At 43.6% G+C, this 23,746-nt stretch carries 24 protein-coding genes; 9 read left to right on the top strand and 15 right to left on the bottom strand.

Going from position 1 to position 23,746, the window contains the following annotated elements; all coding sequences use genetic code 11:
- On the bottom strand, positions 1–498 hold the full coding sequence (locus ELZ11_RS04510; protein WP_137356165.1) for a YgjP-like metallopeptidase domain-containing protein: 498 nt from the start codon (positions 496–498) through the stop codon (positions 1–3).
- A gap of 107 nt (positions 499–605) precedes the next feature.
- Here ELZ11_RS04510 and ELZ11_RS04505 point away from each other — a divergent pair, with 107 nt between their 5' ends.
- Positions 606–842 (top strand): glutaredoxin family protein, encoded by a 237-nt coding sequence (locus tag ELZ11_RS04505; RefSeq protein ID WP_137356164.1) that lies wholly within the window; start codon positions 606–608, stop codon positions 840–842.
- Between the two features lie 150 nt (positions 843–992).
- Positions 993–1,400 (top strand): hypothetical protein, encoded by a 408-nt coding sequence (locus tag ELZ11_RS04500; protein ID WP_137356163.1) that lies wholly within the window; start codon positions 993–995, stop codon positions 1,398–1,400.
- A gap of 34 nt (positions 1,401–1,434) precedes the next feature.
- On the opposite strand, the gene ELZ11_RS04495 is transcribed toward ELZ11_RS04500, so the two are convergent.
- Positions 1,435–2,307: a LysR family transcriptional regulator gene (locus ELZ11_RS04495; RefSeq protein WP_137356162.1), complete on the bottom strand. Its 873-nt coding sequence runs from the start codon at positions 2,305–2,307 to the stop codon at positions 1,435–1,437.
- A 101-nt stretch (positions 2,308–2,408) separates the two neighbouring features.
- Between ELZ11_RS04495 and ELZ11_RS04490 the strand changes: the two genes are divergently transcribed.
- From ELZ11_RS04490 to ELZ11_RS04480, 3 genes are all read left to right on the top strand, one after another.
- The gene (locus ELZ11_RS04490) at positions 2,409–3,614 is read left to right on the top strand and encodes an MFS transporter (protein ID WP_137356161.1); all 1,206 of its coding nucleotides are present in this window, start codon (positions 2,409–2,411) and stop codon (positions 3,612–3,614) included.
- 61 nt (positions 3,615–3,675) lie between these two features.
- Positions 3,676–4,242 carry a DUF1415 domain-containing protein gene (locus tag ELZ11_RS04485; protein ID WP_137356160.1) on the top strand — a complete coding sequence of 189 codons (567 nt, stop codon included), beginning with the start codon at positions 3,676–3,678 and terminating at the stop codon, positions 4,240–4,242.
- A gap of 80 nt (positions 4,243–4,322) precedes the next feature.
- On the top strand, positions 4,323–4,898 hold the full coding sequence (locus tag ELZ11_RS04480) for a nucleoside triphosphate pyrophosphohydrolase family protein (RefSeq protein ID WP_137356159.1): 576 nt from the start codon (positions 4,323–4,325) through the stop codon (positions 4,896–4,898).
- 140 nt (positions 4,899–5,038) lie between these two features.
- Here the strand turns inward: ELZ11_RS04480 and ppsR are convergent, their stop codons facing one another.
- Entirely contained in the window at positions 5,039–5,872 is an 834-nt protein-coding gene (gene ppsR, locus ELZ11_RS04475) for a posphoenolpyruvate synthetase regulatory kinase/phosphorylase PpsR (RefSeq protein WP_137356158.1), read from the bottom strand.
- Between the two features lie 178 nt (positions 5,873–6,050).
- Here ppsR and ppsA point away from each other — a divergent pair, with 178 nt between their 5' ends.
- A complete protein-coding gene (ppsA, locus tag ELZ11_RS04470; RefSeq protein ID WP_137356157.1) occupies positions 6,051–8,423 on the top strand; it encodes a phosphoenolpyruvate synthase in 2,373 nt (790 codons plus the stop codon).
- 201 nt (positions 8,424–8,624) lie between these two features.
- The gene (locus tag ELZ11_RS23740) at positions 8,625–8,783 is read left to right on the top strand and encodes a hypothetical protein (protein WP_167494621.1); all 159 of its coding nucleotides are present in this window, start codon (positions 8,625–8,627) and stop codon (positions 8,781–8,783) included.
- Between the two features lie 63 nt (positions 8,784–8,846).
- Here ELZ11_RS23740 and btuD read toward each other — a convergent pair whose 3' ends face one another.
- From btuD to ELZ11_RS04415, 11 genes are all read right to left on the bottom strand, one after another.
- Positions 8,847–9,605, bottom strand: coding sequence for a vitamin B12 ABC transporter ATP-binding protein BtuD (btuD, locus tag ELZ11_RS04465; RefSeq protein ID WP_137356156.1), 759 nt, complete (start codon positions 9,603–9,605; stop codon positions 8,847–8,849).
- Positions 9,592–10,587 (bottom strand): vitamin B12 ABC transporter permease BtuC, encoded by a 996-nt coding sequence (btuC, locus tag ELZ11_RS04460; protein ID WP_137356155.1) that lies wholly within the window; start codon positions 10,585–10,587, stop codon positions 9,592–9,594. The genes btuD and btuC overlap by 14 nt, the downstream gene beginning before the upstream one ends.
- Positions 10,588–10,701: 114 nt before the next feature.
- Positions 10,702–11,730, bottom strand: coding sequence for a succinylglutamate desuccinylase (locus ELZ11_RS04455; protein ID WP_137356154.1), 1,029 nt, complete (start codon positions 11,728–11,730; stop codon positions 10,702–10,704).
- Positions 11,731–11,958: 228 nt separating this feature from the next.
- Complete coding sequence (locus ELZ11_RS04450; RefSeq protein WP_137356153.1) at positions 11,959–13,749, bottom strand: M3 family oligoendopeptidase; 1,791 nt, start codon at positions 13,747–13,749, stop codon at positions 11,959–11,961.
- A 40-nt stretch (positions 13,750–13,789) separates the two neighbouring features.
- Positions 13,790–14,395: a histidine phosphatase family protein gene (locus ELZ11_RS04445; RefSeq protein ID WP_137356152.1), complete on the bottom strand. Its 606-nt coding sequence runs from the start codon at positions 14,393–14,395 to the stop codon at positions 13,790–13,792.
- 10 nt (positions 14,396–14,405) lie between these two features.
- The gene (gene cobU / locus ELZ11_RS04440) at positions 14,406–14,966 is read right to left on the bottom strand and encodes a bifunctional adenosylcobinamide kinase/adenosylcobinamide-phosphate guanylyltransferase (RefSeq protein ID WP_244291594.1); all 561 of its coding nucleotides are present in this window, start codon (positions 14,964–14,966) and stop codon (positions 14,406–14,408) included.
- A gap of 2 nt (positions 14,967–14,968) precedes the next feature.
- Positions 14,969–15,772, bottom strand: a complete 804-nt coding sequence (locus ELZ11_RS04435) for an adenosylcobinamide-GDP ribazoletransferase (RefSeq protein WP_137356150.1) — start codon at positions 15,770–15,772, stop codon at positions 14,969–14,971.
- Positions 15,772–16,800, bottom strand: a complete 1,029-nt coding sequence (cobT, locus tag ELZ11_RS04430) for a nicotinate-nucleotide--dimethylbenzimidazole phosphoribosyltransferase (RefSeq protein WP_137356149.1) — start codon at positions 16,798–16,800, stop codon at positions 15,772–15,774. Before cobT ends, ELZ11_RS04435 begins: the two co-directional genes overlap by 1 nt.
- 63 nt (positions 16,801–16,863) lie before the next feature.
- Positions 16,864–17,475, bottom strand: a complete 612-nt coding sequence (locus ELZ11_RS04425) for a flavin reductase family protein (RefSeq protein WP_137356148.1) — start codon at positions 17,473–17,475, stop codon at positions 16,864–16,866.
- 427 nt (positions 17,476–17,902) lie between these two features.
- Positions 17,903–18,190: a hypothetical protein gene (locus ELZ11_RS04420; RefSeq protein WP_137356147.1), complete on the bottom strand. Its 288-nt coding sequence runs from the start codon at positions 18,188–18,190 to the stop codon at positions 17,903–17,905.
- Positions 18,191–18,415: 225 nt separating this feature from the next.
- The gene (locus ELZ11_RS04415) at positions 18,416–20,326 is read right to left on the bottom strand and encodes a methyl-accepting chemotaxis protein (RefSeq protein ID WP_137356146.1); all 1,911 of its coding nucleotides are present in this window, start codon (positions 20,324–20,326) and stop codon (positions 18,416–18,418) included.
- Positions 20,327–20,882: 556 nt separating this feature from the next.
- Between ELZ11_RS04415 and ELZ11_RS04410 the strand changes: the two genes are divergently transcribed.
- The gene (locus ELZ11_RS04410) at positions 20,883–21,581 is read left to right on the top strand and encodes an NAD(P)H-binding protein (RefSeq protein ID WP_137356145.1); all 699 of its coding nucleotides are present in this window, start codon (positions 20,883–20,885) and stop codon (positions 21,579–21,581) included.
- A 186-nt stretch (positions 21,582–21,767) separates the two neighbouring features.
- A complete protein-coding gene (locus tag ELZ11_RS04405) occupies positions 21,768–23,144 on the top strand; it encodes an L-cystine transporter (protein ID WP_137356144.1) in 1,377 nt (458 codons plus the stop codon).
- Positions 23,145–23,219: 75 nt separating this feature from the next.
- Here the strand turns inward: ELZ11_RS04405 and ELZ11_RS04400 are convergent, their stop codons facing one another.
- Positions 23,220–23,741, bottom strand: a complete 522-nt coding sequence (locus tag ELZ11_RS04400) for a DUF2058 domain-containing protein (RefSeq protein WP_137356143.1) — start codon at positions 23,739–23,741, stop codon at positions 23,220–23,222.
- Positions 23,742–23,746: the final 5 nt, after the last annotated feature.

Below are 23,746 nucleotides of genomic sequence, written 5' to 3'. Positions count from 1 at the left end.
TTACTTCTTTAATTCTAAATAAATCATGAATAATCGAGCATCCAGTTCAAGTTGGTGATAATCCGGTTCCATATGGCAACAAAGCTGGTAGAAAGATTTGTCATGCTCTTTCTCTTTGATATGCGCTAATTCATGAACCACTAACATGCGTAGCAAAGGTTCTGGCGCATTCTTGAAAATGCTCGCTATGCGAATTTCATTTTTCGATTTGATCTTCCCACCATGATTTTTCGCTACATAACTGTGGAGCCCAAGCGCATTATTAATTAAGTGAATTTTATTATCGTAGATAACTTTGCTGATAGGGGGTGTTTTCTTCATATAGCGATTTTTAATTTCAATCGCATAGTCAAACAACGCTTTCTCGTTTTTGATATTGTGGTTTTCTGGATAGCGCGATTCAAACCACGGGAGAAGCTTTCCGCTTTCAACAAGTTGATTCACTTGGCTAACAATATGTTCAGGGTAGCCTTGGATGTAACGTAATGATGGGTGCATTTCGAAAATGAGGAAATTTTAAAGGCGCACAGTGTACCTGATCACGCTTTTCTAATCATCAAAGATTCGTTACACTTCGCGCAAGATACACCAAGAGATATAAGACAATGAAACGTGTAGTACTATACGTGGCAGATAAATGCCCCCACTGTAAAGATGCCCAAAAATACTTAGATTCAAAAAAGATTGCTTACCGCCTTACTAATGCAAAGATGCAACGTGGCCGCAAAGAATTGCAAGCAATGGGCGCGCGTTCTATTCCAGTATTGAAAATCGGCGATCAAGTGATGGTTGGTTGGAATCAGAAAAACTTCGATAAAATGTACAATTCGAAAAACACCTAATCCCCCTTTTCTTTTCACTGCTTGATCCTTTTCGATTAAGCAGTGAACAGCTACTCATAAAAGAATACCTTCCTGTTTAAAATTTGACTTCGAACCTTCTTCCTCTCACAATAACAATCAAAACACCGAACCGTATAATGAGAGTTAGCCATGAACAAAGCTTCCCTTCTAGGACTATTCGCGCTAGTTAGCTTCACCGCGTCGGCAAATATTGATCATCTGCGCCCTTACTACCAAGATAAAGTGCCAAGTGACTTCCTAGATTATATGGACTCTGTCACCGATATCTCCTTTCGTATGGCTGGTATCGCCAATTATGGGCTAGAACACTGCGACGTTAATAATGATGCAGTTAAGGCTAAAGTTGGCCAATCAATGGTCGGCTTGATGTTTTATATTCCACAAGAAGTGATCGTAGGAGAAATTGAATCAAGAACAGGTGCCCTTTTTGACCAACACGGCAACAGCTATTGTTCGAAAGTAGAAAAAGCCGTTAATAATCTATATTCAGAGGCTGAGCAGCTCAAAGTCGAGTTTGAGAAAAACAACCCTCAATAATACAGCTCCTGTAGACTCGCTCTTCATAACGGAATCACACATACCGCTTCACAAAATCAATGAACGTTCGGTCTGCTTTAGACAAATAGCCTTCTTTTCTCCAAGCCAAGGCAAGTTTAAGCTTTACTGGTGGGTCGAACGGTACGCCAACCACATCCTTTTCATGCTGGGTCACTAACTCTAACAATGCAGTGATAGCGAACTCTTGTTTTAAAATCGAAAGAATCATTGGTAATAGGTTACTCTCAAATGCGATGTTCATATCGAACCCATGTTCTTGATGAACGCTATCAATGAAGTCTCGATGAAAATAACCTGGCTTGAATAAAATGAGCTCTTCTTGAAAAAATTCTTCAAACGTTAACGATGTTTTCTTGGAAAACTCATGGGTCGTACCGACGACAGCCATCATTTCAGAATCCAACAGATGGTCCGTTTCAAGATCGTCTGGAACGTCGGCATCATTAATAACGCCGATATCTAGCTCTCCATTCAACAACATTTCTCTGATTGACTCGGTACCCGCATCAATTAGAGTCAACTTCAAATTCGGATACTGACTTTTAAAAGCCATCAGAACCTGCGGGAAGAAATAACTGCCCATCATACTAGGCGCACCTAAACGCACTTCGCCCTTCTCTAACCCTTTCAGCTCATTCATCGCCAGTTGAGTATCGTGGAATTGCTGGGCAATGCGCTTAGCGTGAGCGAACAGCACCTGCCCCTCGTTAGTTAACGTGACCTGTTTTTCTCCACGCCGAAATAACGTCAGCTCTAAGCTTTGTTCCAGCTTTTTGATTGAAATGCTTAATGCAGGTTGAGCAATGTGTAACGCCTTTGCAGCCTGTGTAAAATTGCCATGTTCGGCGACCGCCAAAAAATGTCTTAAGGGTTTCGATTCAAGCATAGCTAGCCATATAAAAAAAATATCACGATGATAGCTTTAATATATTTCTTATATTTCGAGGATATTGATACTTTGTTCACAAATTAGCACGGACACCCAACATGATTGAACTAGGCTCATCAAAGTACAAACAAGTCACTTACTCTCTTGCCATAGGCTCATTTATCATTTTCTGTAACTTGTATTTATTTCAGCCAATTCTTCCTCATATGGCAGAGCACTTTCAAGTAAGCGAAACTCAAATCAACTGGTTATTTGCGAGCACTACACTCGCACTTTCATTAAGCCTAGTCCCGTGGGCCGTCTCTTCTGAAAGCTTTGGAAGAAAACCTGTCATTTTGTTCGGTATGTTTGCCATTCCCGTGGTCGGCATAACCATGCTATTAACAGATTCACTCTTGATGCTCGTCGCTGCTCGAGCAGTAATGGGCGTTGCGATTGCCGCTTTTGCTGCCGTCGCTGTGGCTTATATGGTTGAAGAATTGACACCTCAAGCTTTTTCTATGGCGATCGGAGGCTATATTGCGGCTAACTCACTAGGTGGTATTTTCGGCCGAGTCGCGGGAGGGATATTAACCGATTATTTTAGCTGGAAAGCTGCGGTGTTATTCTTTGTCTTATTCTCTTTTTCTGGCGCACTATTTGTTCTTTTCAAGTTGCCAGAACAGCGCCATTTCAAACCTCAAAAAGGACTTTTCTTCCACCATAACCGCGCCGTGCTCAAACACATTGCCAACAAAAACATTTGGCTCGCGATGCTGATAGGTGGAGCCAACTTTGCGTTATTTGTGAACTTGTATTCGGTTATGGGATTCAGGCTCGTTGCACAACCACATAATCTTCCGGTTGCGCTCGCTTCATTGATATTTCTTTGTTACTTGGCGGGAACATTGAGTTCGAAGCTCAGTGGCTTCTGGGCTAAAAAACACAATCCATTATTGGGAATGGCACTTGGCAGTGTGATCAGTATGTTTGGTATGTGGGTGTCTGCCTTTGAGTACATGCCAACCATGTTACTCGGCTTAATTTTAATCAGCTTCGGCGCTTTTTTTACTCATACGCTCGCTTATGCTTGGGTTAGCCAAAAAGCAACCACCGCTAAAGCAACGGCAACCGCCTTATACTTAGTGCATTATTATGTCGGCGGCAGTCTCGGTGGCTTTGTTCTGCTCTATTGCTGGCAGGCATTTCAATGGGAAGGCGTTATTTGGGGAGGAATGCTGTTCTATACTGCAATATTCCTATTACTCCACTCTCTTTATCGTCTGACCAATATATCTTTGGAAACCGCGACGAGTAGCCATTAATCAGTTTCGATTTGCGAGCATTCTGATATCCTTACGCGAAATTTTGATATTGGAACTTTTCATGGCTTCTCAACACTCGACCGACATTCAAGAAATTCACGATCAAGTTAAACAATGGCTTGATGATGTGGTGATTGGGCTTAACCTTTGCCCGTTTGCTGCTAAGCCTCAGCGCAATAAACAAATCAAAATTTTTGTAAGCCTAGCGGAAACAGAGGAAACATTGCTCGAAGATATCATGGCTCATTTTGTTGAGTTGGATAACACGCCAGTGGCTGAACTTGAAACCACCCTAGTCGTAGTACCAAACATGTTGGAAGACTTCTTCGATTACAATATGTTTATCGACTGGATCGATGCATTGATCAAGCAACAGGACTGGGAGGGTGTTTACCAAGTCGCTACCTTTCATCCAGATTACTGTTTCGGCGGCGCAGAGCCTGAAGATGACGAAAACCTCACCAATCGTTCTCCTTATCCTGTCTATCACCTAATTCGTGAAGCGAGTATGGAAAAAGTGCTTAAGCACTATCCAAACCCAGAGGCTATTCCAGATACGAATATCGCTCGTGTAGAATCTTTAACATCTGAAGAACGCCGCAAGCTTTTTCCTTACCTGTTTAGCTAAAAACGCATTTAAAGCGCAGCTTTCAACACCTACGTAGCTTTGATAAAATAGCGACCTAACAATTATTAATGGACACTTTCATGAACCTGTCTCAGTTAAATCAAGAAATTTTCAATCACCTATACAAAGATATCGAAGAGTTTCGTAGCACGTTTGACCTTCCAGTCGCGTCGCCAGAAACCTTAGACGAAAAAGCCGATACGCTGCACACATCGCTTGCGATTGAAGAATTAACTGAGCTAGCCGAAGCAGACTGCAAAACCGAACAAGCAGACGCTATTGTTGATACTGTTTATGTGCTGATGGGACGTTTAGTGCACCTAGGTCACAGCAAGGTAGAAGACAACCTAGCGATTAGCTACTTGATCGATCTTCTGTTAAACGTTGCCAAAAATCGTGCCATTGACTTCCTACCGTGCTGGGACGAAGTACACTCAAGTAACATGAGTAAAGTATGTCGTAACGAACAAGAATACGCCGACACTGAAGCACACTACGCTAAGCAAAATATCAAGCTAATGGCGGTTCAAAAAGGCGACTACATCATCGCTAAATGTGCAGAAGATGTTGTAGACCAAGGCAAAACGATCCGCCAAGGTAAAGTATTGAAGTCGGTTTACTACCGCCCTGCAGATTTGGCTGCACTTAACGCTTAATACTTAGTGCTTAGTGCTTAGTGCTTTAAGTCTCATTCGCTTACCATTAGCGAAATAAGAATAGTAAAACGCCCTTTGATTCTCACAATCAAAGGGCGTTTTTCATTGCACGGGGCTAACTTCAACCTCGTCAATAAAAACTAGAACAAACGACGTTTCAGTCCGGTTCTTTCTAGAATACGAGTCGAAATCTCTTCCACCGACATGCGAGAAGTATTGATATAGGGAATCGCTTCACGCCTAAATAGCGCTTCCACGCTCACGAGTTCTGTAATGCACTGCTCTGAGCTCGCGTAGTCACTGTCGGCTAAGCGGTTACTGCGGATTTCGGTCAATCGCTCGGGATCGATCGTCAAACCAAATAGTTTATGGCGATGGATTTCAAACTCAGGAAGTAAGCGAAGTTTCTTAATATCGTCATCGATAAACGGATAGTTGACGACTCGCAAGCCAAATTGCATCGCCATATACAAACTTGTAGGTGTTTTACCACTACGAGAAACACCCAATAAAATGACGTCGGCCTTATCTAAATCTTTTAGTGACACACCATCATCATGAGCCAACGTGTACTCGATAGCAGCAATACGGTCGAAATACCCTTCAGAATCCTTACCAACGCTATGAGAGCGTTGTAGTTGAGGTTTAGCCTCTAACTTCAAATCATCTTGAACCGACTTCACTAAGCTTTCGAGAACGTCGTAAAAGTGTCCATTGGCTTGCAGCAATCTCGCTTTGATCTCAGGAATAACGATCGAAAAAAATACTAACGGTAAAATTCCCGTTGCAATGTAGGAAGCTTCTATTTGTTTGATCAATTCATCAAGCTTGTCTTCGCTTTCAATAAATGGAAAGGTCTTTTCGTTGGCTCGAAACGGAAATTGCGCCAATACCGTATGGCCGAGAGTCTCACAGGTGATGGCTGTTCCGTCAGAAACGTAGAATACATCACGACTTTGAATATTAGTTTGCATATATTATTTAATTTTTAAAATTTTTTTGAGTAGGATAGCTAAACAATAATACCGATAACCTACTAGGGCATTCCACTACGTTCCCCACAGCTTTAAAAAATACTTTCGTTTTTTTTAAGTTGATACGTAAACGTTTGCTCAACCCTACAAACTTGCTGCAATGTTTCCGGAGATTAACATGCAAAAGTACACCCTTTGGTTCAACACCCTGTCCATGAACGATGTCGACAAAGTCGGCGGAAAGAATGCTTCACTAGGCGAGATGGTTTCAAATCTATCTAACGCTGGTGTTTCTGTTCCTAATGGATTCGCGACAACTTCGTTTGCTTTTCACCAATTCCTAGAATTTGAACAGTTAAACGATCGCATTTACGCCCTGCTAAATAAACTAGACGTCGAAGATATCGATGCACTTCGTGAAACTGGCGCGACTATTCGCCAATGGATCTTAGACGCCCCTTTCCCAGCAGAACTAGAAGAAGATATTCGTTCTCTATATTCAACGCTTGTTGAAGATAACGAAGAGCTATCTGTTGCAGTTCGCTCATCTGCAACAGCGGAAGACTTACCAGATGCTTCATTTGCTGGCCAGCAAGAAACGTTCTTGAACGTGAAAGGTATTGATGCCGTGTTAGAAGCGACCAAGCATGTTTACGCTTCTTTGTTTAACGACCGCGCTATTTCTTACCGTGTACACCAAGGGTTTGACCATGAAGGTATTGCACTTTCAGCTGGCATCCAGCGCATGGTTCGCTCTGATAAGGCGTCATCGGGTGTTATGTTTACCCTGGATACAGAGTCAGGTTTTGACCAAGTCGTATTCATTACCTCTTCATGGGGTCTGGGCGAAATGGTTGTGCAAGGCGCAGTAAACCCAGATGAGTTCTACGTACATAAGCCATCTCTTGAAGCTGGTAATCACTCAATTGTGAAACGCACTTTTGGTTCAAAGCAAATCAAGATGATTTATGCGAACAGCCAAGAAATCGGTAAACAAGTTGAGATCATCGATACTGATACTGAAGAAAGAAACCAATTCTCTCTAACGGATTCAGAGATCGAGCAATTGGCACACCAAGCGCTGATCATTGAACGTCACTACCAACGTCCGATGGACATTGAGTGGGCTAAAGACGGCATCGATGGCAAGCTATACATCGTTCAAGCTCGTCCAGAAACTGTATGTTCTCAAAGCGACAAAAACGTTGTAGAACGCTTCCAGTTGAACTCTAAAGCAGATGTGCTGATTGAAGGCCGCGCTATCGGTCAGCGTATAGGTACAGGCCCCGTACGCTTAGTGTCGTCTCTTGATGAAATGTCTTTAGTAAAAGAAGGCGATGTACTTGTTACAGACATGACCGACCCAGATTGGGAACCAGTCATGAAGAAAGCCTCTGCGATTGTAACAAACCGCGGCGGCCGTACCTGTCACGCCGCTATCATTGCTCGTGAACTGGGTATTCCTGCAATTGTCGGCTGTGGTGATGCAACAGCAAAACTGACTTCTGACCAGACTGTAACGGTGTCTTGTGCTGAAGGTGAAACCGGTTTTGTTTACGAAGGTGAACTGAACTTTGAAATTCGTCAATCAGCTGTTGATGAACTGCCTTTGCTTCCAACAAAAGTCATGATGAACGTGGGTAACCCGGATCGTGCTTTCGATTTCGCTCAGCTTCCAAATGAAGGGGTTGGCCTAGCGCGTTTAGAATTCATCATCAACAAGATGATCGGTATTCACCCGAAAGCTTTGCTCAACTTCGACGCTCAATCGGATGAGCTGAAAGCTGAAATCACAGAACGAATCAAGGGCTACAAAGATCCTATCGATTTCTACGTAAGCAAACTGACAGAAGGCATTGCTACCATTGGAGCGGCCTTCTGGCCAAAACGCGTTATCGTGCGCATGTCTGATTTCAAATCGAACGAATACAGCAACCTTGTAGGCGGCCAAGAGTTCGAACCACACGAAGAAAACCCAATGTTAGGCTTCCGTGGTGCTTCTCGTTATATCTCTAGTACATTTGAAGATTGTTTCGAACTGGAAACTCAAGCTATCAAACGTGTACGTAATGAGATGGGCTTGAAGAACGTTGAAATTATGATCCCATTTGTTCGCACTCCTAGCGAAGCGGCATCGGTTATCGATTTGCTTGCTAAGTTCGATCTACGACGTGGTCAAGATGGCCTCAAAGTCATCATGATGTGTGAGCTTCCGTCCAACGCGGTTCTAGCCGAAGAGTTCTTGAAGTACTTCGACGGCTTCTCAATTGGCTCAAACGACATGACACAGCTAACACTTGGTTTAGACCGAGACTCTGGCGATGTCGCCCATCTGTTTGACGAGCGTAACCCTGCAGTGAAAGCCATGCTTAAAATGGCGATTGACGCAGCAACGAGCGCAGGCAAATACGTCGGTATTTGTGGCCAAGGCCCATCAGATCACGACGACTTCGCTGAATGGTTGATGGAACAAGGGATCAGCTCAGTATCGCTAAACCCAGATACGGTAGTCGATACTTGGTTGAAACTCGGTAAAGTTGAAGCTAGCTAATCCTTAATTAAATATGTCAAATCAGAAGGCGCTGAATGAAAATTCAGCGCCTCTTTTTTTAGACCCACTGATTTCGAAATAACGCCCAAATTAATATTGCTCGCTTTGTTTAGATTGACTTAACGTAGGTTAAAAAGGACTAGATATTCTGAACGCCCTTCTCCAATTAAAATAAAGTTATCAAATTAAGGAGAAGCGTTTATGAATGAAATCAAGCACTACTGCGATCAAGTTGACTTCGATCTATCACAAACCGAAATCAAACACCTCGGCTGGGAAGAAGACAAAGAGTGGATCATTGAATCTATTGTTCTCGTATTTGCGGTCGCAACAATTCTATTGTTGGTTTTTTCAGGCTAAAAATGCCATGAATGACACAGCACTTAACACCATCTCAGTGCCCTTAGTTTAGAGCCTTGGTGGCTAACCAAACAATAAATAGTCATCGCCTTCTACAGACACGCTTCTCACTTTGGTCTTGAATACTTTTTCTAAGTTATCAGGAGTCAGAACGTCTGCTGCATTGCCACAGCTTTGTAGTACGCCCTTGTCTAACAAGAGCACTTGGTCTGCATGCCTTAGAGTTTTGTTAAGATCGTGGTTTGCCATGATCACCGTGATCCCAAGTTCTGAGACCCGATCAATGAGCTGATAAAGCAATGCTTCCTGTGCGATATCCAGCGGTGCACCAGGTTCATCTAAGATCAATAACTGCGCATAAGGATTTAACGAAGGCCAAACTTGCAAACACATTGCCGCCAACCTCACTCGCTGCCACTCTCCCCCAGACAAAGCTTGAATCGAACGATGAAGCTTGTCGGAAATCTCTAGCATACTGGTAATGTCATCAAGCGCTTGTTGAATCGCAGGGTCGTTTTCTTTCGCACATGCAGGAATCGACAAAGATAGAAATTGGAAGACTTCTAGATTAAAAGCTGGCCGCGCATTTTGACTTAGGTAAGCTCGGTAAAGAGCTAAATCGGTCACACTAATATTAGCCAAGTCAACGTCATCAAATTGTACCTGGCCTTTGTATTCAGCCCCTACCCCAGACAGCGAAGACAACAATGTGCTTTTTCCGCTTCCATTAGGCCCAATCACATGCGTAATGGTGCCGGGTGCCAAATTGAATGACAAAGGTAATAATCGCTCACCAACGTGAATACTTTTAACGCGTATCATGGCTTTTCACCAACATCCAAATAAAGATCGGCGCACCGATACTGGTCGTCATCACACCTAAAGGTAATTCGGCAGAATCTAACAATGTGCGAGCAAAAATATCAGAGAACACTAATAGCGCTGCTCCTGCAATCGCCGATAACGGCAATAGAAATCGATTATCAGTGCCAATGGCTAAGCGTAAAAGATGAGGAACAACAAGCCCGACAAAGCTAATAACGCCACCAAGCGCAACCGCACAACCAACAAGAATAGAAACCGCAAAAATAAGTTTCCAACGTAAAGAAGCTACATCGACGCCAAGCTGCGCTGCATGTGTCTCCCCTATCATTAACTTATCGAGTTTACTGCCTTGTAAACACAACCAAATCACAACTGGCAGCATCACTAAAGTCAAAGAGTGCTGATACCAAGTTACGCCACCTAAGCTCCCCATCAGCCAATACATAAGTAAACGTAAGCTTAAGTCGTCGCTGAAATAAAATGCCCACGTCACCATAGCGCCCGACAAAATTCCTAATGCGACCCCAACCAACAGTAATCGAGTCGTGGTTAAGCGCATTGCCCGCGCCATGCTAACGAGTATTAAGGTAAAACAGAGTGAACCGATGACAGAAGCGACCATGAACAACTCTGGGGTTGGCGCGAACGGCAAGAAGAACAAGACGATAACCATTGCCAAGCTTGCTCCGCCAGAAATACCAAGTACGCCCGGTTCTGCGAGTACGTTACCGAGTAATACTTGCAAACTTGCGCCAGAGACAGCCAAAGCCGAACCAATTGCAATCGCTGCAAGTAATCTAGGAAGACGTAAATCAAGCAGTAGCTTTTCTTCTAATGTGGAAAGCGTATTGAAAGGGGAAATAAACAAATCACCGACCATTAGATATATGCCACTTAGCACCACAAGTGTTGCACTCATGGCATAGATAGCATGCTTCCAGCGAGTTTGTTTCTTAACAATGAGTTGTTGGAAATCCATATCAGGCTACTTTAACGATGATGGCGTAACCTTACCTGTATCCCAAAACAACTTCAAGGTTCACAGCAAGCTGCAAACCTTGAAAATCAGGGGCTTGAGATGATTCGATTACGATTAATCGTATACGAGTTGATCATGCTCGAAACGGGTTTCAACTTCGCATACCATTAACGCAGCTCGTTGACCTATTGCGACATGACGATTCGGGAAAACCACCGCTTCATTCTCATTCTTGGCCATTAATGGCTTGTCACCATCGTGCCCAAACACTTCACCATGCTTGAAGCTCGTGAAGTTTTCCACGTTATCGGCAAACATAAAGTCAAAGTCGTCGTGCAAACGCACGATAGTTCGGCTAACACGGTAAATGATAGACTTTTTCGGCAAATGTTCCGGTTTAGCTTCTGCGACCAAATTACGCATTGCCAAATCAAATGCTGTTAACTTATCTAATTGGTTGTCACCAATGCGCGCAACTTGGCCAAGCTCCATAGTTAAAGCCTGTGCTCCAAAATGCTCTGCGCTGTACCAGCTGAAAGTGCTAGTCGGAGAATTAGATAGCAGTACAGCTTCAACATGCCCGCTATTAATGAACTCGATCAGTTCTTTACTACGGACGGCATGTCTTACTTTCGGGCTTACGGCAAACGAATAGTGCTTCGACAGACGAATTGCACAGTGAAGATCTAAGTGCCAGCGAGTCTCAGCTGCCGTCTCTTTATAGAAATCAGTCACAATCGTTTTAAGCTGATCGGCAATAACTACTTCGCGGTTTGATTCACGTGGCTTATCGTCAAACAGACGGTTCAAGTTTTCGTCTAAAAATCGAGTATGCGCAATCGTTGCTTCTGGGTGAGCAATAATGAATAAACAACGGGCTTCTACTTTTTGGAAACCAGTTTCAATATCTTCGATAAGTTTATCGACTAACTCCATTGGCGAAGTTTCATCACCATGGATACCACAAGAGAAAATGACATTCTTACTTTTCTCTGTGTAATTTGCAGGAACAACCTCTAATACACCGCGTTGGTGAACCGTGAGTTGGACTCCATTGGAAAGGACACGTTGTCCTGCAAGCATTTCCTGTTCAAGATCTAGGCTGTCAAAAAGAAATGATTGGCGAAAGAGGGATTTCGTCATGCGCTACTCCTTAATTGCACGGCCGTATGTTAATAAATTGTACATGTTATTTTTGCAGCAAGGATCGCACTTATCGATAGAAATACCATTTTCAATCACAAATATCTCTCCATTGGCTTTGGCGGTGTGCATTGTACTCTACAACTCTTTGAGTTTTCAGGATGATTTTGAAGCCATGTAAACTAACACAGCTCCAAATCCCGCTTATCCGAGCAAGATCAATGAAAGCTATTGATCCAGCAATCTTTCGAATTCATCCACCTGCGCTTTGACCATATCGATGCTTTGTTGCCAGAAATCGACCTGAGTTAAATCCATGCCTAAGTGCTTGGCTACGACCTCTTCTGCCATCATGCTACCCGTATCACGAAGAAGGGAAACATAATCAGAATAGAACTGATCGCCTTTGGCATCACGCTGAGCGTAAACCCCTTTACTGAATAAATATCCAAACAAATATGGATAGTTATAAAAGCTTACTTCTGAAATACTGAAGTGAAGTTTACTCGCCCAAAAATAAGGGTCGGCTTCAGTCATCGCTTCGCCGTACCAATCTTTCCATGTCGTTTCCATCAAGGAGCACAACTGCTCTGCGGACAATTCGCCCTGCTGACGCTGCTCATAAAATGCTTTTTCAAATTCAAAACGAACTGGGATGTTCACCATTAGCGCAAGGGATGAAGATAACTCTTCCCACAGCATTTCTAATTTCTCAGTTTTGGTCGTCGCTTGCTTGAGCAAGTAATCACGAACGATGTTCTCGGCAAAAATAGAGGCAGTTTCAGCCAATGTCATCGGGTAGCGCGTTTGACATAAAGGCATGTCGCGCATCACCCAGTTGTGGAAAGCGTGCCCTAGTTCGTGAGCCAGTGTCATAAGATCTGAACGGCTGCCGCTCCACGTCATGAATACCAACGGAGTTCGGGTTGCCGCAAATTTAGTGCAGTAAGCACCAAGACGCTTGTTCGCGGTAGGCGCAGCATCTATCCATCCATTTTCTACCATTAGCTCAACAAACTGAGCCATTTCTTCGTCAACTTCCGCAAACGCTGTTTTAATGAGGTCAATGGCTTCATCAAACGGGTAAACTTTTGCTTCCGCATCTCCAAATGGAGGCATCGCTGCCAAGTGATTCCAAGGCTTCATTTCCTCTAAACCATGAACACGTGCCATCAGCTTCCCGGCTTTTTGACCAACGCTGCGGTTTGCTTTCGCTACCTTCATCATTGCGTCTAACGTTTCAGGTACAATGCGGCTGCCATGCAAACTCGGTTCTAAGAAATGTACATCTTTTAGCGTTGAACGCTTTTGGTTCTCCGTTAATCGCCAACCCGCTATCGCATTCAGAATCGCAGCGAATGACTCTTGGTGAGTTTTCATTGCCGCTTGTATCGCGCGCCAAGCTGGCTCTTGCTTATCAAAGTCGCTGCCGTAAAGTAGGCTCGCTGCCTGCGAGAAACCTAGCTCTTCATCACTATCTTCAAACTTAAGCGTTAGTTTTAAAGAACCTGTCAGGTTGTCATATAAACGTCCCCACGCATCACGCCCATCCACTTCCATTGCCGAAAGCAACTGCTCTTCAGCAACACTGAGCCGTGTATCGGCAAGTTTTCTAGAGCTATCAATGAGGAAGCCTTGTCCAGCAACATCTGGGCTATCGTGCTTTAACACGGCATCAATGAATTCTTGTTCAGCGTGAATAAGCGTATTTTCATAAGGGCTAAACGCTTGAGACATTTCAGAACTCAATTTAGCAACACGGCCAATTAACGCTTTCGCTTCTTGATGAGTTGCGTCTACAGAGGCATGACAAGTCGCGTACGTGTTAATTGTGGCTAACAAAGTACCTGCAGCTTCAGAGGTTTGAATAGCATTTTGCATAGCAATAATCGTTGCACGTTTTTCTGTATGTAGGTGCAGTAAATCGATGCATTGTTGAATAAGCGCAATGTCTTGCTCAATTTTGCTATCACCTAAATCGCTGTAAGCGATACTTAAATCCCAACTAGGAGCAGTCATGTGAATTCCTTCTGAGCCAGCTTTGATCGCTGCTGACCTTTTAAATAATTGTCGACCCAATAGATTTCACGCTAACGAAATCTTGATTCGCTTGGGTTATTTGTATGTGTGAGATAGACGCGTTCGCAATCGCTAAATTGGAGTACCAGCTAGGGTTTCGCCAATCCACATTCAAGAGGTGCGCTAACAGCACTCTGATCACGCCACCATGCGTAACCACTAATAAATTGTCATGGTCAGATTTCACAACGTGCGACCAACCACTAATAACTCGATTTTTGAACGAGTGTAAACTTTCTGCACCAGATAGCTGATGGTTTGCAGGATCTTGCCAAAATGATTCGAGCATCGACCACTGTGTTTTAAGATCGTCAAACGCGATGCCATCGACTTCACCAAAATCCATTTCTTGCAGTTCAGAAACGGAAGTACACGGTAAGCTCCGTTGATTAGCGTAAAGCTCGGCTAAATCAGAACAACGTCGTAAAGGTGATGTAACAACAGCGTCCACTATTAATCTTGATTGCAAGGCATCAGAAATAGACTGTTGGATAGTTTCATCCACCAGCACATTGGTTTTGCCGTTTAACGCTGCGCGCCCCAACGTTTGTCCGTGGCGTAGCAAATAAATATTTTTGGTTTTCATCGGCCCTGTGTCACCCTTCATTGCCGATGTTTTTCAATTCCATTGGTAACCCCGCAGTGACAAAAGTGACCCTTGCACAAAGACGTGCAAGCACTTGATTCATTCTACCTGCGTTATCGACAAATAAGCGTGACACCTTTCCCATAGGAACTACGCCAAGCCCAACTTCGTTCGAGACCATAACAACATGAGCCTTACAGCCCTGCAGGGCGCGAGCTAGATTATCTATGGCCTCTTCAACTTGACTATTTGTTGCATCGTCACCAAGTTCAAAAATGATGTTGTTCAGCCACAACGTTAAACAATCAACCAACACGACATCATTGTCGCCAAACTTGGCTAACGCTTCTGGTAATCGAGTCGGTACTTCATGCTCGCACCACTCCTCTCCACGTCTCGCTTGGTGATGAGCAACTCGCTCGTGCATTTCTTCATCAAAACAAATGGCGGTCGCAACGTAATTCAGCGTAGAGCTAGAGTGGTGTTCAGCAAAGTGCTTAGCTTGCTGCTCTGCGAAAGAAGACTTTCCTGAACGGGCGCCTCCCAAAATCAAATGATGCTTAATCGTCATGGTTACCATTTATCAAAGCTTGTCGTAATAAAATGATGCTCGAATATGGCTATTAGAGCCAAATAAATCAGAAGCTCCATCAACTGTTGAGCTGCGCCTAAACAATCTCCCGTGAATCCACCGAGGCGCGACATTAGCCAACGTTTAAAGGCGATTCGAAATACAAGCGATAGCAGTACCAAAACGAAAAATACGCCTAACCCCATCATCAGCGCTGGCACTAAGCCAACGACCATGAGCGTAATCAGTTCAGGTAAGGTTTGTTTATTTGCGAGAGGTTTACTTTTACTGGTATCAATATCACTGACGTAAGGCATGTCATAAATTAGTGACGCTGCTACCGCGCGACTTAACGCGTAGCCCACAAATAGAACGTAAGCCATTGAAGAAAGTGAGCTCAGTTCAGTAAGAAGCAACCACTTTCCAAGTAACGCCATCATTAATGCTGATGCGCCATATGTTCCAATACGGCTGTCTTTCATAATGGTCAGGCGGCGTTCGTTTGTCATTCCACCGCCAATACCATCAGCCATATCCGTTAGGCCATCCTCATGAAATGCTCCAGTGAGCATTAGGCTAAATACCATCATGACAAACACAGAAATCTCGGGTGAGAAAACTTGTGAGAAGAGCCAATAAACACCACTGCACAAGCCCGCTAACACAACGCCAACTAGAGAAAAATAACGCCCTGCGCGATTCATCCGATCATCTGAGTAAGGCGTTTTTTCTGGTACCGGCAATCGTGAGAAAAAGCTTACTGCGAGTGCAAAAAGTTCCAGCTGGTATTTAACCCAAGCGATCATTACACCGTTACTCCAGCGCTTTCAAAGCTCGCCATATGGTTGTAGAACTGCGCGGCAGCTTTGATCATAGGCAATGCTAGGGCAGCGCCCGTGCCCTCTCCTAAGCGTAAGCCAAGGTCAAGTAACGGTTTAGCTTCTAATAGCTCAAGTAGGATCTGGTGCCCAGACTCTTCCGATTTATGAGCAAAGATCATGTACTCACGAGCCTCAGGTTCAATCAACGTCGCGATGTACGCCGCCACAGAAACGATAAACCCGTCGACAACAACGGGAGTTTTCTGTTCCAAGCATGCAAGGAAGCCGCCGACCATTTGTACGATCTCAAAACCGCCAACTTCAGCCAGTATTTCCAACGTGTCGTGCCCTTGGCAGCGACCAACACCTTGCTGAATCAACTCAGTTTTCAATGCCAACTGTTCAGAGGTAATTCCGGTACCTAAACCGACACACTCCTCAACACTTCGCTTCGATAAAGCAGCCAGCAATGCTGCGGCACTGCTTGTATTGCCGATTCCCATTTCGCCAAACATGACGATATTTGACCCCTGTTCGATGCGCTGAGACACGATGTGTTTACCCAACTTAATGCCTTCATCAACTTGCGCGATTTGCATTGCGGCTTGCTTAGCGAAATTTTCCGTTCTCGTTCCTAAGCGCTGTCGAACCAATTTGGCATTGTCTGTCTCTACTTCAAGCAAGATACCGGTATCCACTACCGTGAGGTCTATATCATTAATGTCGCAAAAACAATTAATAGCAGCGCCGCCATGTAAGAAGTTCAATACCATCTGTTGGGTAACGGCACTCGGTGCAATGCTGACACCTTCATCGGCAATACCGTGATCGCCAGCGAAAATGACAATACTCGGCTGCTTTAATTCAATCTTCTGAGTGGCTTTGTTGAGGCCTTGGCTTTGAATCAATGCAAGTTGATGTGCGACATTCTCTAATTGGCCAAGAGCGCCCAATGGCTTAGTTTTTTGATCGATACGATGCTGAATTTCTTGAGAGTATTTTGTGTCTAACATAATGCTATATTTCGATAGAGTTCTGAAAAGCCAGCCACCAGATGAGCTACCGGCATGAAAATATTACTTAGGTCTTGCTACAGAAAACACGCCTCCTAATGACGCGAACTCTCCACCACCTAAACGGGAAATAGGGTCTAGCGATTTGGCGTCGATTTTCAGTCGTTCACTGGAACCATCGATAACATTAGGTGAAATATATACCTGCTCGACTTGCGCAAAAATTAGGCTTTGTGGTGTCTCGCCGATTTCTTTTACTTCAAACAATGAACATCCAAACGCTATGTCACATTCAGAAAGCCTTGGCAGCGAAAAGCCTTCAAAATCGGTCAATTCAATATTGTTCGCTAACACTTCAGATTCACCGTGGTCGAGCGTCGCGGCTGATTGAGTCATCACTTCAGCGGAGCGAGTGCCCGCAATATGAATAACCATTTCACCCGTTTCCAGAACATTGCGAGTGGTATCTTTTATTTCACCCGATGGCTTTTTTCCCACCGATAACATGAGCAAAGGTGGATTACTGGAAACTGGCGTAAAATAAGAGAAAGGCGCGAGGTTAAAATTCTGCTCACCAGAGTCCGTTAATGCCCATGCAACGGGGCGAGGAACAATGGTTTGAGTCATCAAGTGGTAGATGTGTGTAGGAGAAAGTGTATCAAGTTTTAGGTTCATAGCGCTTCCTTGGTCTATGCTTATGACAGCAGTCTACTCGCTAAGCTATATGCTATCTATCCCTAACTGACAAATTTGGAGTTAGGTGAAAAACATTTAACCAATTCTTAGCAGAAAAGCGTCAAAAAAAGAATCATTTCGCGAGTAAACCATTCCGTACTCATTTGTCTCTTTAGTAATCATATGCTTATAAATTGGCATCGTTAATGCTTCAACTCAATGGTACGGACGTAGCAGTATCACTTGGAGGTGACTATGTTTGCTAATCAAAGTAAAAGAAAAAACCAGGACAAAAAACGTAACTCTCAAAAAAGTACTAAGAAAGTGCCACTCTCATTTACCTGACTTTCAATAGCCACAAGGCATTAACCTCATTTCTCTCTACGAAAAGGCCCCAATAAAGGGGCCTCTTACATGTTTAGAGCATTTAATTAGCATTCGTTGGTTCTGGCATTTTTATCAAAGGCCCGACGCATTCAACAAAGTCACCAATATCGAAACTGTTGATGTCTTCCGTTCCCCCATCAACAGAAAACGAGCCTTCAAAATTTGGCTCACCTTTGGTGCTATCTGAGATGCCAGTAATCGTAATTTCGAACTTCTGTCCTTCCGGTAAAAAGCGAGTACACCTTTCAATGGACTCGTCATTGGCGCTTGCTGGAAGTGTTAGAGCAACAAGTGTAAAACTCAACAAAAACAATTTATAAGCATTCATACTATTCAACAGATTTTATTCATTTAAGTCATTCTATTGTATACGCGCACATCGAATTTGATAGTAAACAGACAACAATATACTTCGTATTAAGTAACTTTAATGACTAAAAGGCCTAGCTCTTGCTAGGCCTTCGTAATATTCAGCTTTTCTACGCCATTTTGAACAGCTCACTTATTGGCATCCAAAACTGGTTGTGCAGGTAACCCTGCTGACTTGCTTTAATTAGGAAAGCTTGAACCGATTCACGATACTTGATAGATGAACATTTACATCAGCTATATTATGAGCTTCTTCGAGAGCTTGCCTGCCATTCCCGTCAAGTTCTCCCACTATATCATTAATCGCACTCATATTACGGCTCAGCTCCTGAGTAACACTACTTTGTTCTTCCGCTGCGGTAGCTATTTGTGTACTCAAATCATTAATCTGCATGACAAAGTCCGTCATAACATCAAGGCTTTCAGCGACTTCACCAGCCCCTTGAGCCGTCTGACCACATTTGTCTTTTGTAGAGTCCATCGAATCCACTACAGATTGACTACCTCGAAGCAAGCTTGCCAAAGCAGATTCAATCTCTTCGGTACTGTCTTTAGTACGACTTGCCAAGTTACGAACTTCGTCCGCCACTACCGCAAATCCTCGCCCCTGTTCACCAGCGCGAGCAGCTTCAATGGCAGCGTTTAGTGCCAGCAGGTTTGTTTGCTCTGCGATATCACCAATGACGCCCAAAATGGTATTAATACCGTCCGTTTCTGCAGCCATCTTGTTAACGTTTTCAGAAGCGACACTGACATCATCCACTAGATCCTGCACATTCGCCTGCGCCTGTGTCACCGTTACTTTTGACGCTGTGCCAGCTTCGTTAGCTTTATGCGTCAGCTGAGCGGTATTCGCGGCGTCTGTCGCCATTGCTTCAGCGGTTGAGTTCATTTCTTCGATCGCTGTTACAACTTGTTCCGTTTCCTGCACGTGGTTTTGAAGGATTGATGAGTTTCTCTGGCTCTGGTCACGCATTCGATCAACATTCCCATTCAGCTGATTGGTCGCCTCACTGATTTCCAACATCATTGATTGTAAGCTAGCGATGAATTTGTTCACGCCTTCCGATATTTGGCCTAAATCATCGTTAGTCGTGACAGTGATGCGCTGAGTTAAGTCACCATTACCTTCACTCAGGCCTGCAATGGTATCTTTAAGCACCAAAATTGGTCGGTAAAGTGCTTGCATTACAATCAGAGCGACAATGATACTGATGATGGTGGCAATCACCGCGGTTAGAATGGCAGCTTGCTTAGCTGAAGCCAGGTCGGCAAACGCGATATCTTTGTCTAACCCAACAACAAAGTACCACTTCTTATCTGCAATATTGATTTCATGAGAAAAGAACAATTTTTTAGTGGCACTTTCGTTATCATCATAGACAACATCAACTTGGCCGATGGCCTGGTTGGCAACTGTATTGAGCCAAGGATATTTATCAGTCTTGTTTCCAGCCTCTACTTCGTCCATTGAAGAAGCTAAAATTGTGGTATCGCTGTTCAATATCACCGCAACTGCCCCTGGAATATTATTCGCGCTCTTAGCAATCTCGTTGAGGAAGCCTAACTGCATATCAACAGAAATCATGCCGCTCATAGTTTTACGTACAATCGATACCCAGTATTCAGTACCTTCGCTCCCCTCATAGGGCTCAGTCACCGACGTCGTTATGCTTTGTCGCCCAGCCTGATACCAGCCACGAGTCGTTACATCCCCATCGAGCTTGTGATTAGGCCAAGTGCTTGCTTCTTGGTTCCAATACGCATCACCGTTAGTAAATGCAACCACAGAGCTATTTAAGTTGGTCGCATTGGCGATTATATGTGTGAGCTCAATAAAATCATCGGATGTCCCCGTGATTTCTTTATTTTCAAAGTGCTTACCCAGTTTCTCCAAACCACCCACTTTTTCCGCTAGCTGATCAGCAATCTTTTGTGCCTGCCCTTTCACGTAGCCCTGGTTTGAAGCAGTAATCAATTCGACCAGCGTCGCTTCCTGTTTCACATAAGCTACGTAACTAGAAACAGATACTGATACAACCACCAGCGCAATAATGGAAATGAGCAATAATTTTTTAAAACCTAGGTTTCTCATCTCTTTTTGTCCCTATAAATATTAATGTCACCATTCATAAACCTTTTGCACATCCCCCCACTAGAGAATGCGCATGACTTATCAACAAGTTCATTAATAGATTGTGGTAGGGATACGGCCAAACACCAAATTTTGCAGCTTATAGGAAACGCTTGTGCGAATCTGTAATAGCAAATATCGCGCGCATGTGAAGGAATTACGTGCTTTATTCAGCGGTATAACATGAATCAAGTGTATTATTTTTCGTGATTTCCCCTGTCCCCTATCAGCATTCAAAATTGCATGCTTTGCTTAAAAGGCTAACAACCAACAGAACACAGCGCAGAAAATCCTATTCCATTCACCTATAAAGGGCAGGATTACATTGTGTATCATGCTGGCCGCGAGACCACAATAAGACGCCAATTAAGTGCGACCTAGCCTGCTACATTTTAGTACTCCGTATGTTTCAGGCTTCTGATAAAGGTAGCTCATCATAAACATAGTTGATCTAACTAGCAGACTGCTTCGTAAACAAAGGGTAAGCTTTAAAGAAGGTGAATGATTAAGGACTAACATGAATATTGCAGGTGACAATACCGTTGTAATGATTGCAGGTGGCACAGGGCTAGTTGGATCGCATGCCATCAACCTCATGTTAGATGAAGCTGCCGTTTCTCGCATTTACGCGTTAGGGCGCCGGCCACTGACCTTAGAACATGGAAACGCAGATAAAATCACCAACCTAGTAAATCAAGATCTACAAGTGAACGAATGGAATGAGGCTCTTCCTACACCCACTTTAGGTTTGATCTGTTTAGGTACGACTATCAAGCAAGCGGGTTCAAAAGAAGCCCTAGAAAAAGTTGATTTTGAGCTGGTGTGTCACGCTGCACAAACGATGCAACTACTTGGAGTTCAACGCCTTGCGGTAGTCTCTAGCTATGGAGCCGATCCGCAGTCCCCTTCTCATTACCTCAGATGTAAAGGTCATATGGAACAAACTTTAACTCGTATGGGGTTTGAACAATTATTGATTTTAAGGCCTGGTCCTTTAGTTGGCGTGAGAAACATTCCCCGAACTGATGAAAAATGGCTCCAGTCGATTCTGAAAGTTGCACGTCCACTTATGTTTGGAAAACTCAAAAGCTTGATTCCAATTCAAGCTTCAGACGTTGCCAAAGCAGCGCTATTCAAATTATTTACTAAAAAATATCATCCGACTGAAGTTTTCGATTCTCCTAAAATGCTGGCTTTGCTATCGAAATATCAGTAAGTCTGCTCACCTTTGAAGCAACTCGTCTAAATACTCTCCATACCACCACAATCCTATATCAATTCGTTCTAATAAATTCCTTTTACTTATTTTACGTTTTCATACAGAACGTTACTTTATCTAACAGTATTCATGCCCATATATCATGAAGTTTTATTAATTAATCACGATCCATAAGGATGTATAATGTCATTCTCAGCTATCGCTTCGTTAGCGGTATTCGCCGGTATTCTCTTTTTCCTCTACGGACAGCAGAAAAAAGAAAACACGCTTTCTCGCCTAGTTTTACTCGGTTTAGTTTTTGGTAGTGCCTTTGGCCTTGGCCTTCAACTTATCTTTGGTGAAGGTAGTCCGGTTATCAAAGAAACACTCGATTGGGTTAATGTGGTAGGTCGCGGCTATGTCGGCTTACTTAAAATGGTCATCATGCCATTGGTTCTAGTTTCAATGATTGCTGCCGTTGTTAAGCTAGAAAAAGGCGGTTCACTAGGTAAGATTTCTGGCCTAACCATTTCTGTTTTATTAGCGACTACTGCAATTTCTGCGATTGTTGGTATTGCAGTAACTCAAGCGTTTGGTTTGTCAGCTGAAGGTTTAGTCGAAGGCGCTCGCGAAACAGCCCGAATCTCGGTACTAGAAAGTCGTATCGATCATGTTTCCGATCTCACTATTCCTCAGATGTTAGTTAGCTTTATTCCGACAAACCCATTTGCCGATCTAACAGGCGCACGTTCAACGTCTATCATTGCGGTGGTCATTTTTGGTGTATTACTGGGTATCGCTGCCCGTAAAGTGATGGCCGAAAAAGAAGAACTAGAATCTCCAATTCGTACTTTCGTTGAAGCGACACAATCGGTTGTGATGCGCCTTGTTAAAATGATCATGGCACTGACTCCATTTGGTATCGCAGCGTTAATGGCAAAAGTGGTTGCGACTTCTAGCGCGTCAGACATCTTAAGCTTACTAGGTTTCATCGTCGCTTCTTATGTTGCAATCTTATTGATGTTTGTTGTTCACGGCGTGCTTGTGTCTTTTGTTGGCGTAAACCCGAAAGAATACTTCACAAAGATTTGGCCAGTACTGACTTTTGCGTTCACGTCTCGTAGCTCTGCTGCCACTATTCCATTGAACGTAGAAGCACAGATCACTAAGTTGAATGTACCACCAGCAATCGCAAACCTTTCTGCATCATTTGGCGCAACTATCGGTCAAAACGGCTGCGCAGGTATCTACCCAGCAATGCTTGCTGTAATGGTAGCGCCGACGGTGGGTATTGACCCAATGGACATCAACTTTATCCTTTCGCTAATTGCAATTATCACTGTAAGTTCATTCGGTATTGCAGGGGTTGGTGGCGGCGCAACGTTTGCAGCGCTAATCGTACTACCTGCTATGGGGCTTCCTGTCACGATTGCAGCGCTATTGATTTCAATCGAGCCTCTTATCGACATGGCACGTACCGCATTGAACGTTTCTGGCGCAATGACGGCCGGTACTATAACTAGCCGCATCTTAGGTAAGAAGAAAGAAGATCAAGTCGAATTGGAAAGCGCGAACGCTTAAGTTTCTGAAAGACTCAAAACAAAAAACCGATGCCAATAGCATCGGTTTTTTTATATAGACTGTAATTAAATTTGATTACCACATTAGGTCATCAGGGATCACGAAATCTTTGTACGGATCATCTTCATCAAGCTCATCGCTTGTAGAAGTTTGGGTATCCACAATTGATTCTTCATCACGCATTGCGATCTTATTCGCTACGCTTGTTGGGATTACAACATAACCGTCATCTTGACGAGCAATGCTTAAAATACCGTTACTCAATTGTTTTTGAGTCATCTCTTCAACGTATAGGTATTTAACTAAAGTACCGTCAGTGAAGTTGTATTTAATTTCGCCGTTCTTCTGGTCAATTTTGTTCATCTGAATCAGCTGTTTTACTTGAGCTTTGATCTCTTTGCTCAGTTGCTTCTCTTTCAGCTGATTATTCAATTCTTTATCGCGCTCCTGCTGTGCTGCTTTATTCGCTTCAGCAGCGGCTTTTGCTTCTCTTGCTTGAACGCGAGACTTTTTAGAGCCTTTTTTCGCCTTCTTTAATTTCTTTTCATTTACCAAGCCAGCTTTTAGCATTTGCTCTTGTAATGTTAACTTTGCCATGACCT

Origin of the sequence: Vibrio profundi (assembly GCF_005281835.1) — a bacterium.
In the GTDB taxonomy this organism is placed as follows: domain Bacteria; phylum Pseudomonadota; class Gammaproteobacteria; order Enterobacterales; family Vibrionaceae; genus Vibrio; species Vibrio profundi.
This window is presented reverse-complemented; position numbering and strand designations above follow the sequence as displayed.